Below are 14,505 nucleotides of genomic sequence, written 5' to 3'. Positions count from 1 at the left end.
ATTTCCTACTTTTTACCTGCACGGATAAAGCCCGCAAAGCCCTGTTGAATGAAAAAGTCATGCATCATTTGATGAATGTCCTCCCCATAGGACTTTGTCATTGCTTGCTCCGCTAATTTTTCTAATTCTTCTTGTTGGCTATGACGAATCAAATATTTCACCTTAGCCACATTGGAGGTGTTCATACTCAAACTGGTATACCCTAACCCAAGTAAGAGAAGAGCGCCAAATGGATCACCCGCTAGCTCACCACAAATACACACGGGCACCTGATATTTATCACACACCTCATGGATTTGCTTAAGCGCTAACAGTACCGCAGGATGCATAGATTCATAGACATCCGCTACGCGCGAATTGTTCCTATCTACTGCTAATAAATACTGAGTTAAATCGTTTGTCCCGACAGAAACAAAATCAACACGGTGAGCGATCGTTGGCAACAGATACACCATCGATGGTACTTCAATCATGACCCCAATTTGTGGGAATTGAATTCTATCATCAAGCAAAACGGCTTCGCTGTGAGCTTGATTAATCAAGCTAATGGCATCGTCTAGCTCTTTTACCCCTGACACCATTGGCAATAAGATACTTAAGTTTCCGCTTTCTGCACTCGCTCTTAACATTGCACGCAGCTGGATCAAGAAAATGTCTGGATGATCCAATGTAAAACGAATGCCACGCCAGCCTAGAAACGGATTATCTTCTTCGATGGGCAAATACGGCAAAGGTTTGTCACCACCAATATCCAAAGTACGCATCACTACTCGTTGATTCGGATAGCTGTTAAGTATTGCTTGGTATTGATGATACTGCTCATCTTCCGAAGGAAAGTGATGCTGAAGTAAAAATGCAATCTCAGTTCGGTACAACCCAACACCATCAACACCTGTGTTGATGGCAATATTACTGTCTGCACTGAGTCCCGCATTCAGCATAATTTCGATATGGTGATTATCTTGCGTAACCGCAGGGAGTGCGAGGTCCTTGTTTACCATGGCAAACAATTCAGACTCTTCGCTTACTAAGCTGCGATACTCTCGCAACAACTGGCGGTTTGGCTCTAAGAAGATCTCACCCGTATAGCCGTCGACTATCCCGAGTTTGCCATTCACCACATCCGGATTAATGTTGGCGCCCATGACTGCAGGGACCCCAAGAGCTCGAGATAAAATGGCAGCGTGAGAGTTTGCGCCTCCCTCTAATGATACGACAGCTAACAAAAACTCTTTAGGTACAGAAGCGAGCAAGGTGGCAGTGAGTTCATTCGCCACCAAAATAATGGGACGATCAATTGCAGAATTTTCTTGCTCGCTGTTGTGCAGAAAATAGAGCAGCCTTTGCCCTAACTCTCGGATATCTTGCGCTCTTTCACGCATGTATACATCCGACATTCTGGCGAATCGATTCGAGTATGACTCTACAACTTGGCGTAACGCCCAGTCTGCCCTATCTCCTTTTTCAATCTGCTTCTTCAAATCACCGCGAAGCATCGGATCATTCAGTAAGTGAGTAAACAGATCGAAGATCGCCAGCGCATCTTTGTTGATTTCACTGTCCAGCTTTTTCCGCATACGGCGAAAGTCATTTAACGCTCGCTCTATGGCCACCAGTAATGTCTCGTGCTCGCGTTCCTTATCTAACGTGGACGAAGGGAAAACATCCGATAAACTCGGCTGGGTATTGTCGAACCAAAACTCTCCAATCGCGACACCAGTAGACGCAGGCAAACCTTTTAATACCGTGGGTTTAGATGCTAACTGCCAATGCCCAAGATTCTGCGCATGTGCAATGAGCACCGCTAACTGAGCGGATAAGGTAACAAGAAACGATTCTTCCATTTCACTAAACAAGCGCGGCGTTTTTTGTTGGATCACCAACACACCTAAAACTTGTTTACGATGAATGATTGGAGTAGCTAAAAAAGAGTGGTAAATCTGTTCGCCGAGTTGAGGAAAGAATTTGAACTCGGGGTGTTTTGAGGCTTCGGCAAGGTTAAGGGGTTCAGCGCTTCGTTTTACCAACCCAACCAAGCCTTCATTGAAGTTGATATGAATACTATCACCTTCAAAAATAAGGCCTTGAGTTGCCATTAACTCAAGGCGCTGCATTTCTTCATTAGCAAGATAGATAGTACAGCACTCAGTACTAAGGGCAGCACAAGTCTCTTTCACCAATATATCGAGTGCCAGATGCACATCATCGACCCTGGAGACTTTCTCAACTATTTCCCTTAGCTGACTGAGCATGATTATCCTCTACGTTGCTTTTTTCTTTTCCCTTTCGCTTTTCTCTCTCGAAAAGGCATGGCTAAGGATGCAAATTCTTTCATCGCTCGTCGATAAACATCTCGCTTGAAAGAAACAACTTGCCTAACTGGATACCAGTAACTTACCCAGCGCCAACCATCAAATTCAGGGGATTTTCCGCGTTGCATATTAATGCGAGACTCATCGCATTCTAATCTCAGCAGAAACCATTTCTGTTTTTGGCCGATACAAACAGGCTTGGAGTCCCAACGCACCAATCGCTTTGGTAGCTTATATCTTAACCAATGACGACTTGTTGCAATGATCTTAACGTCTTTTTTCGTTAAACCGACTTCTTCGTATAACTCCCTGAACATGGCTTGTTCAGGGGTTTCACCTTCGTCAATCCCACCTTGTGGAAATTGCCATGAGTGTTGCCCGTATCGTTTAGCCCAGAAGACCTGACCATGGTTATTACATATCACAATACCAACATTAAGTCGGTAACCATCGCCATCTATCACTGGCTAACCTCTATGAATAAATTTTTTATTACCGTGATTTTTCCACATATCCCCATTACTAGCAAACTTACTGATGTGATATGAGCAAGATTTATTACCTTTTCAGCATTTTTGGATATCTTTTAATCAAACCATACCTTATCAACACAAGAGTGAGACATTGCCCACATTTATTCACCTTTTCTGTGAATAACTTTGTGAAGAATTCAATTCAAATGAGTAATTCAGTTCAATCCCATCAAAAGCAAAACAAATGAAGAAACAAAAAAACAAACATAAGACATTGATAAAAAAGTATTTATTTTTAAAGATAACGATAATTAGATCTTCAGTTTCTTGATGATCTTTTCACCAAACTCAGATCGGTCAAAGATCCACCAATAGGCTATTTATCCACACTCACCTGCTATTCGTTTAGATGATTACAACAAAATCAACCCCAAAAATGCATTTCAACCCCTGTTCATTCATACAGACCCCGTCAGGATCTTATCTATATCTCCTCCACCTGTGGATAAGTTATGAATTGATCGTTCTTACACCGCCTCGGTGAAATCTTAAACAGTAGATTTGGTCGGAGTTTGATAAACTATATTTTTTGTAATACCACCTTGTAACTATGAAACCAGAACCACAAACAGAAGCAGAGCTATTGGAACGAGCGCATGATATGGCAGGACTCAGTTTTGCTGAGTTGGCCGCCGAGGCGAATATGATTGTTCCTGAAAACTTAAAACGTGATAAAGGTTGGGTGGGTCAATTACTCGAATGGCACTTGGGCGCTCCAGCTGGCAGTAAACCTCAACAAGATTTCGCAAAACTAGGGATCGAGTTGAAAAGTATTCCGATCAGTTACTCTGGCAAACCTTTAGAAACAACCTTTGTTTCTGTGGCCCCCCTCACTGGTGTTCATGGTCTTACATGGGAAACAAGTCATGTTCGAAACAAGCTATCTCGTGTGCTTTGGGTACCCGTAGAAGGAGAACGAGAAATCCCACTCGCTGAAAGACGTGTGGGCAGTCCACTCATTTGGTCACCAGATGAAGAAGAAGAACGGATTTTGCGAAATGACTGGGAAGAGTTAATGGAGATGATCGTCTTGGGAAGATTTGATCAAATTTCCGCCAGACACGGAGAAGCGCTGCATCTTCGCCCTAAAGCCGCAAATGCAAAAGCGCTCACCGAAGCATATAACTCAAATGGTAAGCCGATGAAAACTCTGCCCCGAGGCTTTTACCTTAGAACACAGTTTACTGAACAGATCTTACTCAAGCACTACATTAACACTCAACCAGAATAAAACTATATCAGCTATTTAGTGCGTCACGAGCGATAACTCAATATCGCAGTATGAGGCTGCCTCTTCAGTGCCACATTCGTCATACGCATTGCGCAGCCTTAAATACGCTTTATCGACCCCTAGCCTCAATAGTTCTTCTTTTACTAAGTCTAGAGAGCCAAAATGTATCGGGTCTTCACCGTCTTTAATCGGCTCAAGTTGATGCTTGTACTCCACAGCTAAAAGATAGTCAGAGACATCAGAACACCCAATCACAAATACTTTGGGAGTTTTATAAGTATCTTTATGTGGACCATGTAGCCACATGTCCAATTGATGCTTCTGCATAACATACCTCCTTCACACGATCATTTAAGTGTAGTTAGGCTAACTGTAGCTTTCGAGTTTGCTCTTCCTTTATACGTAAATCATTTGCGATTGCGGCTACAAATCCCCTATATTGGAGTCACTTATTTAGTCGGTAACTCTTCAAGGACGTGATATGCAATACACAAAACTACCGCACTCATCACTTGAGATCAGTAAAATCTGCCTCGGCACTATGACGTTTGGCGAGCAAAACACAGAAAAGGACGCCTTTGAACAGCTCGACTTTGCCCTCGATCATGGGGTGAACTTCATCGATACCGCAGAGATGTACCCTGTACCGCCAAACTCGGAAACACAAGGGCTCACCGAGCAATACATCGGTAATTGGTTAGCAAAAAGCGGCAAAAGAGAGAAAGTAGTACTGGCAACAAAAGTGGCAGGCCCTCGCAATGTTCCTCACATTAGAGACAACATGAGCCTTAATCGTCGCCACATCCATACAGCAATTGATGACAGCCTTAATCGTCTACAAACCGATTATGTCGATTTGTACCAACTACATTGGCCGCAGCGTCAAACCAACTGCTTTGGTCAACTCAACTACCCATACCCTGACAAACAAGAAGAAGTCACGTTAATTGAAACGTTGGAAGCGCTTACTGAATTAGTGAATGCAGGTAAAGTGCGCTATATCGGCGTATCCAACGAGACGCCGTGGGGTGTGATGTCGCTATTGCGTTTGGCAGAAAAACACGATTTGCCAAGAATTGTCTCCATTCAAAACCCATATAACTTATTGAACCGCAGCTTCGAAGTTGGCTTGTCTGAAATCAGCCATTACGAAGGCGTTCAGTTACTTGCCTACTCTCCTTTGGCATTTGGCTGCCTGAGTGGTAAATACCTAAACGGGGCAAAACCTGAAGGCGCTCGATGCACTAAGTGGGAGCGTTTTGCGCGCTACTTCACTCCGCAAGGTGTTAAAGCGACCGAAGCTTACGTCAATTTAGCTCAAGAGCATGGTCTAAACCCTGCACAAATGGCGCTCGCGTTTGTCAATCAGCGTCCATTTGTTGCTTCTAACATTATCGGTGCAACAAACCTAGACCAATTAAAAGCCAATATCGACAGTATTGATTTGCAACTTAGCGACGAACTACTTACTGAAATTCAAGCAATAGGTACAACTTACTCGAATCCTTGCCCTTAACGGTACCCCCCTCAAACGAAAACAGCTGACCTTCAAGATCAGCTGTTTATCCAATGAAGTCATACTTCATATAAAAAGTTAAGCGTGTTGAATGACTCGTTAGCAACTCAGTCAGTCCAACACGCTAACGATTACGTCATTATTCGCGACGTTAAAACTCGACGAAGGTGACGAACTCGACGTTCAACTTTTACTGCATCCGGAACATTGGCACGTGTAGAACGACCATCGCGATCTAAACCAATATCCCTCAATAGATGAACATTCGTCCATGGAATATCATGAGCAGTTCGGCGTATGGTACGCTGCCATTGCTTTTCTTCGCGTTTAAGGTCTGCTTTCAATAGCAAAGTGGCCAATTGTAAGTAAATAGAGTGACGCATAATATTTTCTCCGATTATCGATGTATTCGACTGGGAAAAATAGTGCGTAAAATGAACAGAAATATTCTGTTGATACTAAGCCGCTACTTTCCCGCAGCCTAGTAATAAATATGATAGGTTACGGATTAATTTTTATCTTGTGAGCCAGTGGTATTGGTATCATCCGATTTAAGGGTTATCGGAGCGATAGGCATACGATCAGCGCAAGCAGTGGTGTTAACAACGTAATGTTTCATCTTGCGCCTCCTAGCTAAAAATTAATCCGTTTATGAAAGGTATAACTCATTGAGTTACGGTTAAATTGTAAGCTTTGATGAATATATATCAAACATTTTTTGCCTTTTTGATTAAAAAAAAATCAATACACCGCAATTTAGTTTCATATACTTTTATGTATAACATATTCACCTGAGGAATATATAAATTTGCGGATTTTATAAATCAAACCAAACAAAAAATAAAAAGAGCGGCTCTGTGGCCACTCTCTTTTATTGTATTTATTCGCCTATTTGACACAGGGAAAGGCCAACTACATGGCTTGTTCGGAAATCAAGTTATGTTTATTAAGTAGTCGATACATGGTTGCACGCGAAACTCCGAGCTCTTTCGCCGCATTTGAAACTTGACCAGAATGAGATTCCAAAACAACCAGCAACGCATCACGTTCACTCTTCTCTCGGATTGATTTCAAGCTGCGCTTTGAGTCATTACGTTGAGGTAAATCTAAGTGATGCTCTTCAATCATTACGCTGTCGGACATTAATACCGCTCGCTTCACTTGGTTCATCAGCTCACGCACATTTCCAGGCCAGAAATAACGTGTCAGTGCCTTGAATGCATCCTCAGAAAAGCTTTTTGCTTGCGAGTTGTACTCTTTTGAGAACTCTTGTAAGTAGAAACGAGCCAGCAATGCGATGTCACTCGCACGCTCTTTCAAGCTAGGGACATTGATGCGCAGAACGTTGATGTAATGGTAAAGCTCTTCATTGAAGTCACCGTCAATCAAAGCTTTTTCAACATCTGACGAGTTAGCAGCAAGAATACGCACGTTAACCGCTTTTACGCCATCTTTGGTATCAATGGTGCCTTCTTGCAAGAATCTCAGCAGATTCATTTGCTGCTCTTTTGAAATGGTAAGAATGTCGTTAAACAACACGGTGCCGCCATCTGCTTGTTCAAGCAGGCATGCTTCCATATCTTCATCGGCGTTAATACCAAATACTTCAGCTTGGAAACGTTGTTCATTGAGTGCGCGACAGTTAATTGCCATAAACGGTTTATGAGAGCGTGAAGAGACTTTATGGATGGCCCTAGCAACCGCCTCTTTACCAGTCCCACTTTCCCCAGAAATCAGAATGCTGACGTCCGTTGGACCAATGCGCTTCACTTGATCGCGTAAACGTTTCATCGGGATAGATTCACCGATCAAACCCATATCTAAACTGCTACCAAAACTAGGCCAAACTTTTTTCTCCAATTTAAGCATGCCAAGCTGGTGACCTATTGTGCTTAATAACTGTGCATCTGGGATCGGCGCTGTGAAAAAATCGATACAAAAGTTAACAATGAACTGGCATATGGTGTCAGTGCCAAGCTGAGATTCACGAATAAACGCTAACCAACGTACGTGTTTGTGAGAGCTGACTAAGTTCGCCAAACCATTCAAGCTGAACTCGTCATGGCTGAGATCAACAATACCGATACATGGACCAATATCTTCTAACAGCGTATTAGCTTTGCGTAAGTCACCTACTTGATGACACTTCCAGCCCACTTGCTCCAGTACCGATAACCAAGGCTCATAAGTACCGCCAACTACCACAAGCGATCCCGGGATGGAATCCATCTTAAACTGCCCAGCCATTCTCTAACCCTTTTTCATTGTTAATAGAAATTTTGTGCCACAAACTTATCTTTGCGAGCGGGTAACATTATCGAGACTCCGCCCCCTCACGTCTGTCTCAGTATTAAGACTATGCAATAGATTGAGATTTGGCGAATGTTTATTTGCATATCCCATTAAAAGGCAAGTGCAACAACTTGAATTACCTTAACTAAAAGGCAAAAAAAAACCACCCGAAGGTGGTTTTTTACTCATCCTATCGAATTACGCTTGCGGGCGCATTGCAGGGAATAAGATCACGTCACGGATAGTGTGCGTGTTAGTCAGTAGCATAACCAAACGGTCGATACCGATACCTTGGCCTGCTGTTGGCGGTAGGCCGTGCTCTAGAGCAGTGATGTAGTCTGCATCGTAGAACATTGCTTCGTCGTCACCAGACTCTTTCGCTTCAACCTGTGCTTTAAAGCGTGCATCTTGGTCTTCAGCATCGTTAAGCTCTGAGAAACCGTTCGCTACTTCACGGCCACCGATAAAGAACTCAAAGCGGTCTGTAAAGAACGGGTTATCATCGCTACGACGAGCCAACGGAGAAATATCTGCTGGGTAACCAGTGATGAACGTAGGCTGCATTAGCTTAGGTTCTGCTGTTTCACCAAAGATCTCTTCAAGAAGCTGACCGCATGTCCAGAAAGGTTCTACTTCAACGTGAACAGATTTCGCGATAGAAACCATTAGATCACGGTTTTGTAGGTCTTCTTCTGTTAGCGCTTGGATTTGCGCGTGGTCTGGGTTGTAGTGCTTGATTGCTTCGAACATACTCATACGAGTGTAAGTACCACCAAACTCAACCGTTTCATCACCGTAAGGCATTGACGTTGAACCTAGAACTTCTTGCGCCACTGAGCTTAGTAGTTCTTCAGTTAGGTCCATCAGATCTTTGTAGTCTGCGTACGCCATGTAGAATTCCATCATTGTGAATTCTGGGTTGTGGCGTGGAGAAAGGCCTTCGTTACGGAAGTTACGGTTGATTTCGAATACGCGATCAAAACCACCAACAACTAGACGCTTCAGGTATAGCTCTGGCGCGATACGTAGGTACATTGGCATGTCTAGTGCGTTGTGGTGCGTGATGAATGGACGCGCACTCGCACCGCCAGGGATAACGTGCATCATTGGCGTTTCAACTTCCATGAACTGCTTAGAGATCATGAAGTTGCGGATTGCAGACATTACTTTAGAACGTACTACGAACGCTTGACGAGAGTCTTCGTTAACGATCAGGTCAACGTAACGTTGGCGGTAACGCATCTCTTGGTCAGTTAGACCGTGGAACTTTTCTGGAAGTGGACGTAGTGCTTTGGTTAGCAACTCGTACTCTTCCATGTTCACGTATAGGTCACCCTTACCAGACTTATGAAGTGCACCTTTAACACCGATGATGTCACCGATATCTAGACCTTGGTATTTTTCTTTAAGTACTTTTTGAACCGCTTTGTCAGCATAAGCTTGGATACGGCCAGAAGTTTCTTGAATTACCAAGAATGGACCACGTTTAGCCATGATACGGCCAGCGATTGCTACTACGTGGTTAAGCTCTTCTAGCTCTTCCTTCGTCTTTTCACCGAACTCTTTCTGAAGGTCGCCCGCTAGTGCGTCACGACGGAAGTCGTTTGGATGGCCGTTCGCTTTGCAGCTCTTTCGGATTGCATCCAGTTTAGCGCGGCGTTCAGCAATCAGCTTATTTTCTTCTAGTACAGTTTCGTTTTGAACAGCATCAGTCATTTTCGATGTATCCTGTTTTTGTCGGTGAAAAGCTTTATAGACCTGATTTCAGGCTAGCTTCAATAAATTTGTCCAGATCGCCATCAAGAACCGCTTGAGTATTACGGTTTTCAATGCCCGTACGGAGGTCCTTAATACGTGAGTCATCCAATACGTAAGAACGGATCTGGCTACCCCAGCCAATGTCAGACTTAGCGTCTTCATTAGCTTGTTTTTCCGCATTTTGCTTCTGCAATTCAAGCTCAAATAGCTTCGCTCGAAGCTGTTTCATTGCCTGATCTTTGTTCTTATGTTGAGAACGGTCATTCTGACACTGAACCACTGTGTTCGTAGGTACGTGCGTAATACGTACCGCAGATTCTGTGGTGTTTACGTGCTGACCACCTGCGCCTGACGCACGGTAAACGTCAATACGTAGGTCGGAAGGATTAATGTCGATGTCGATGTTTTCATCAATCTCTGGATAGATGAACGCAGAAGCAAATGACGTATGGCGACGACCGCCTGAATCGAACGGAGATTTACGAACAAGACGATGGACGCCCGTTTCAGTGCGTAACCAACCGTACGCATACTCACCAGAGATGCGAACTGTTGCCGACTTAAGACCCGCGACTTCACCTTCAGAGACTTCAATCACTTCAGCTTTGAAGCCCTTCGCTTCTGCCCAACGTAGGTACATACGCAGCAGCATGTTAGTCCAGTCTTGTGCTTCTGTACCACCAGAACCTGCTTGCAAATCGATGTAACAATCAGAGCTATCGTGGTCGCCAGAGAACATACGACGGAATTCAAGCTTTTCTAGCTTCTCTTCCAACTCAGCAAGTTCTGGTTCAATTTCGTCAAATGTTTCTTGATCTTCTTCTTCTACAGCCAGCTCAAGAAGACCTTCTACATCTTCCACACCTTGCTCTAGTTGATCAATGGTTTCAACAACCGCTTCTAGTGATGCACGCTCTTTACCCAGTGCTTGCGCACGCTCAGGTTCGTTCCATACATCTGGTTGTTCAAGTTCTGCGTTGACTTCTTCTAGACGCTCTTTCTTCGCGTCATAGTCAAAGATACCCCCTCAGGACATTTGTGCGCTGAGACACGTCCTGCAGACGGTTTTTAATTGGATTGATTTCAAACATGTTTACTCAACATTTTAGAATAGAATTTAACCGAGAAATTCTACTGAAAAATGTGACCGAGATACAGGAAAATTTCGGATGAGAAATCAGATTGCGGTGAGAGAGAGCACGGTCATAAAATTTTACGCCCACTTAGGGGCAACCGTACTCTATAAGAAAGGTTAATCTAGGTATTACTTAGCTTCGATATGGTCGATCATCAATTGCAATGATTGATTACCACGAAATTCATTCACATCCAGCTTATACGCGAGACGTACTGTTTTAACCGATGCATCTGGCCATCGGCGTAGATCAACATTGAATGCAATGCCGTCGATCATCACATTGGTAGGGTGACCTTTATAAAGCGGCTCTAACATCAATTTAAGATGCTTCTCACCCACCAGCTTTTGATGCAGTACTTTAAACTCACCATCAAAGATTGGTTCAGGGAAGGCTTGTCCAAAAGGGCCACCCGATCGCAGCTGTTCAGCAACATGCATAGAGAACTCTTCCGGCTTAAGTTCACCATCTGACATGATCACGCCTTTTAGCGCCGCTTCATCGAGTTCCTTTTTTACCACTTCATCAAACAAACGACTGAAACGCTCAAAATCCTGCTCTTTAATCGTTAAGCCTGCTGCCATGGCGTGTCCACCAAACTTGATGATCAAACCCGGGTTTTGTGTGTCGATGAAATCCAACGCATCGCGCATGTGTAGCCCCGGAATAGAACGACACGAGCCTTTAATCGTCCCTTCTCCGCCATCAGCAAATGCAATGACTGGACGGTGAAACTTCTCTTTAATGCGCGAAGCCAAAATACCAATCACACCTTGGTGCCAATCACGCTGGAATAAGGCTAAGCCATAAGGAAGCTCATTGCCTTCACCAAACTGAAGGCGCTCACAGAAAGCCATCGCTTCTTGCTTCATGCCTTCTTCAATCTCTTTACGAGTTTGGTTCAAGCCATCCAATTCACTTGCCATGCGACGAGCAGCGTGGATGTTGTTACACATCAATAGTTCAACACCGAAAGACATGTCATCAAGACGACCTGCAGCGTTAATACGTGGACCTAAAGCAAAGCCAAAGTCAGACGCAACTAAACGACGCGCATCGCGCTTCGCGACCTCAATTAATGCTTGGATGCCGGGACGCGCTTTGCCAGCACGAATACGTTGCAAGCCTTGGTGTACAAGAATGCGGTTGTTTTCATCCAATGGAACGACGTCGGCGACGGTACCCAGTGCAACAAGGTCAATCAGTTCCATCAATTTGGGCTCTTGCATCCCCTGTTCTGCAAACCAATTGTGTTTTCGCATATGAACGCATAGTGCCATCATGAGATAAAACGCGACCCCTACACCCGCAAGCGCTTTAGATGGAAAGCTACAGCTCTCAAGGTTTGGGTTCACCATTGCATCCACATCAGGCAACACTTGTCCTGGCAAGTGGTGATCGGTAACAAGCACAGTAATGCCATTTTCTTTTGCGTAACGCACGCCTTCGATTGATGAGACGCCGTTATCCACCGTCATGATCATCTCAGCGCCAAGCTCTAAGGCTTGGTCAACGACTTCTGGGCTTAACCCATAACCGTCTTCAAAACGATTTGGCACTAGGTAATCCACATTGTGACTACCAAGCATACGCAGCGCGAGCACTGATAATGCTGAGCTTGTCGCGCCATCAGCGTCAAAATCACCGACAACGATGATGCGTTTTTGTTCTTTTATCGCCTGAAACAAAAGATCGACAGCTTGCTCAATCCCCCCGAGTTTTTGATATGAATGCAACCCACGGGCCGACGTTTCTAATTGTGAAAGATCCGTTATCCCACGGTTGATGTAGATACGTTTAAGAATCGGAGGAATGGAATCAGGAAGAAGGGAAAGATCAGGTTCAGGACGTCGTTGAATTTCTATCATGCTTAAAAGAGCCGACAACTTTGCCGGCTCTGCTCCTAATGGATTATAGTTGCTTTAAACGTTTCAATAGCTCTGCAGGTGGTAGGTAGCCACCAACCATTTCGCCATTCGGTAAGAAGATTGCTGGCGTACCAGAAATACCCAATTGGCGACCTAGATTGTAATGCGCCTGGATGGTTTCTTTACACTGTTTCAAGTCTTTCGCAGGGTTATCAAATGTACGATTCACTTTCGCGTTGTGCATTGCCGACGCCGGATCTTCAGCACACCAAATCGTTGCCATTTGCTCCGCTACAGGGCCAGTTGCACCTTGGCGAGGGTAAGCCATGTAACGCACTGTAATACCTAGATCATTATAGCCTTGCATTTGGCTATGCAGACGCACACAGTAACCACAGGTGATATCGGTGAATACGGTCACAACGTACTTTTCATCGTCGGCTTTGTATTCGATCATGCTATCGGAGAACTGCGCAATTTTCTCGGCGTTAAGCGGCGCTTGACGCTCTGCTATGACATCTTTGTAACTGCCATCATCATTAATGGCATAAAGCGTACCGGCGATAAAATGGCTACCATCATTTGAAGCAAACAGGATCCCGCCATTGGTTTGAATTTCCAATAAGCCAGCGACGTCTGATGGTTGAATATCAACGATAGATAAACCAAGCTTTGAGAACTTAGTTTTTAATGCTGCTTCATCAAAGCCGCTTTGTGCAGCTGGCGCCACTTGTTGCGCAGGAGTCTCCGTTTGAGCCTGACTTTCTTCTGCACCACAAGCGGTAACAAAAAATGGTAAAGTCAGCAGAGTTAGTCGGCGTAATACGCTCATGAAATTCACCTTAATGTAAAATCGTTTTTCCAAGAAGACATGGATGAATCTAACCATTGTTATGCTCTTGGGTGGTGTTGACTGTGGATCTGCTTCAATCGTTCAGTCGCCACGTGAGTATAAATTTGCGTGGTCGATAAGTCACTATGTCCTAAAAGCATCTGTACGACCCTGAGATCTGCGCCATAGTTCAATAAATGCGTGGCAAAGGCATGACGCAGTACGTGCGGCGACAGCTGATCCGTGTCAATCCCTGCTATCAAAGCATAGTACTTAATACGGTGCCAAAACGTCTGACGAGTCATTTGTCTTGCGCGTTTACTAGGAAAAACAATATCAGATGATGTATCACCAAGTAACGCAGGGCGCCCTTGTTGAATGAACGTCTCGATCCAATCGACCGCGTTTTCCCCCATAGGAACCAGGCGTTCTTTACCACCTTTACCAGTCACGCGCACCACCCCTTGGCGCAAGCTAACATTTTCCATGGTCAAACTGACGAGCTCTGTCACACGCAACCCTGTCGCGTAGAGTAGCTCTAGCATCGCTTTATCGCGCAATTCTATAGGGTCATTCGGGTCTGGCGCTTCGAGCAACGCGTCCACTTGCTCTTCACTAATATCTTTGGGTAAACGTTGTGGCAGTTTAGGGCTAACCAAGAGCGCACTCGGGTCATCAGCACGCACCTTCTCACGATGCAGGTATTGAAATAAACGACGAATAGCCGACAACATACGCGCACGGGACGTCTGTTTGTAATCTAAGTCTACAAGGTGGCTTTGATATTCTTGCAAGCCAGACAAACTGATAAAATCAAGACGGTATCGATGTTTTTCCATCCACACGAGCAGCTTCATTAAATCGTTTCGGTAGGAAGCCAACGTGTTCTCTGATAGACCACGCTCCATCCACATCGCATCTAAGAATTGCTCAACAAGCGAAAAATCTTGTTGATTGACAGGCTGTTGTGCCGTCATGAATGCTTCCTTATCTGTTTATATTTACAGTATTTAGATTAAAGCACCTG

At 44.4% G+C, this 14,505-nt stretch carries 12 protein-coding genes; 2 read left to right on the top strand and 10 right to left on the bottom strand.

What is annotated here, in order from left to right; genetic code table 11:
* Positions 1–5 precede the first annotated feature (5 nt).
* Both ptsP and rppH read right to left on the bottom strand, forming a co-directional pair.
* Positions 6–2,252, bottom strand: coding sequence for a phosphoenolpyruvate--protein phosphotransferase (ptsP, locus tag R7F64_RS08690; protein ID WP_005385966.1), 2,247 nt, complete (start codon positions 2,250–2,252; stop codon positions 6–8).
* Between the two features lie 2 nt (positions 2,253–2,254).
* Positions 2,255–2,776 (bottom strand): RNA pyrophosphohydrolase, encoded by a 522-nt coding sequence (gene rppH, locus R7F64_RS08685; RefSeq protein ID WP_005381953.1) that lies wholly within the window; start codon positions 2,774–2,776, stop codon positions 2,255–2,257.
* Between the two features lie 619 nt (positions 2,777–3,395).
* Here rppH and mutH point away from each other — a divergent pair.
* Positions 3,396–4,076 (top strand): DNA mismatch repair endonuclease MutH, encoded by a 681-nt coding sequence (gene mutH, locus R7F64_RS08680; RefSeq protein WP_017821501.1) that lies wholly within the window; start codon positions 3,396–3,398, stop codon positions 4,074–4,076.
* Between the two features lie 15 nt (positions 4,077–4,091).
* Here mutH and R7F64_RS08675 read toward each other — a convergent pair whose 3' ends face one another.
* Complete coding sequence (locus tag R7F64_RS08675; protein WP_005381772.1) at positions 4,092–4,403, bottom strand: DUF6482 family protein; 312 nt, start codon at positions 4,401–4,403, stop codon at positions 4,092–4,094.
* A 154-nt stretch (positions 4,404–4,557) separates the two neighbouring features.
* On the opposite strand from R7F64_RS08675, the gene R7F64_RS08670 reads away from it, so the two are divergent.
* Positions 4,558–5,592: an NADP(H)-dependent aldo-keto reductase gene (locus R7F64_RS08670; protein ID WP_005381774.1), complete on the top strand. Its 1,035-nt coding sequence runs from the start codon at positions 4,558–4,560 to the stop codon at positions 5,590–5,592.
* Between the two features lie 131 nt (positions 5,593–5,723).
* Here R7F64_RS08670 and R7F64_RS08665 read toward each other — a convergent pair whose 3' ends face one another.
* The 7 genes from R7F64_RS08665 to xerD all read right to left on the bottom strand — a co-directional run bounded on the left by R7F64_RS08665 (position 5,724) and on the right by xerD (position 14,455).
* A complete protein-coding gene (locus tag R7F64_RS08665) occupies positions 5,724–5,975 on the bottom strand; it encodes a hypothetical protein (protein WP_005381776.1) in 252 nt (83 codons plus the stop codon).
* A gap of 529 nt (positions 5,976–6,504) precedes the next feature.
* On the bottom strand, positions 6,505–7,839 hold the full coding sequence (vpsR, locus tag R7F64_RS08660) for a cyclic-di-GMP-binding transcriptional regulator VpsR (RefSeq protein ID WP_017635067.1): 1,335 nt from the start codon (positions 7,837–7,839) through the stop codon (positions 6,505–6,507).
* 243 nt (positions 7,840–8,082) lie between these two features.
* Positions 8,083–9,600, bottom strand: a complete 1,518-nt coding sequence (gene lysS / locus R7F64_RS08655) for a lysine--tRNA ligase (RefSeq protein WP_005382861.1) — start codon at positions 9,598–9,600, stop codon at positions 8,083–8,085.
* Between the two features lie 34 nt (positions 9,601–9,634).
* Positions 9,635–10,733, bottom strand: a protein-coding gene (gene prfB, locus R7F64_RS08650; RefSeq protein WP_100068604.1) for a peptide chain release factor 2 whose coding sequence is annotated in 2 segments (ribosomal slippage) — positions 9,635–10,657 and positions 10,659–10,733 — 1,098 coding nt in all. Because the reading frame shifts where the segments join, the coding sequence is not laid out codon by codon here.
* Positions 10,734–10,906: 173 nt separating this feature from the next.
* Positions 10,907–12,646 (bottom strand): single-stranded-DNA-specific exonuclease RecJ, encoded by a 1,740-nt coding sequence (recJ, locus tag R7F64_RS08645; RefSeq protein WP_017821504.1) that lies wholly within the window; start codon positions 12,644–12,646, stop codon positions 10,907–10,909.
* Between the two features lie 43 nt (positions 12,647–12,689).
* Positions 12,690–13,478: a bifunctional protein-disulfide isomerase/oxidoreductase DsbC gene (gene dsbC / locus R7F64_RS08640; protein ID WP_005381786.1), complete on the bottom strand. Its 789-nt coding sequence runs from the start codon at positions 13,476–13,478 to the stop codon at positions 12,690–12,692.
* Between the two features lie 59 nt (positions 13,479–13,537).
* A complete protein-coding gene (gene xerD / locus R7F64_RS08635; RefSeq protein ID WP_005381788.1) occupies positions 13,538–14,455 on the bottom strand; it encodes a site-specific tyrosine recombinase XerD in 918 nt (305 codons plus the stop codon).
* Between the last annotated feature and the right edge of the window lie 50 nt (positions 14,456–14,505).

Origin of the sequence: Vibrio sp. Vb1980 (assembly GCF_033338615.1) — a bacterium.
Lineage (GTDB): Bacteria > Pseudomonadota > Gammaproteobacteria > Enterobacterales > Vibrionaceae > Vibrio > Vibrio alginolyticus.
This window is presented reverse-complemented; position numbering and strand designations above follow the sequence as displayed.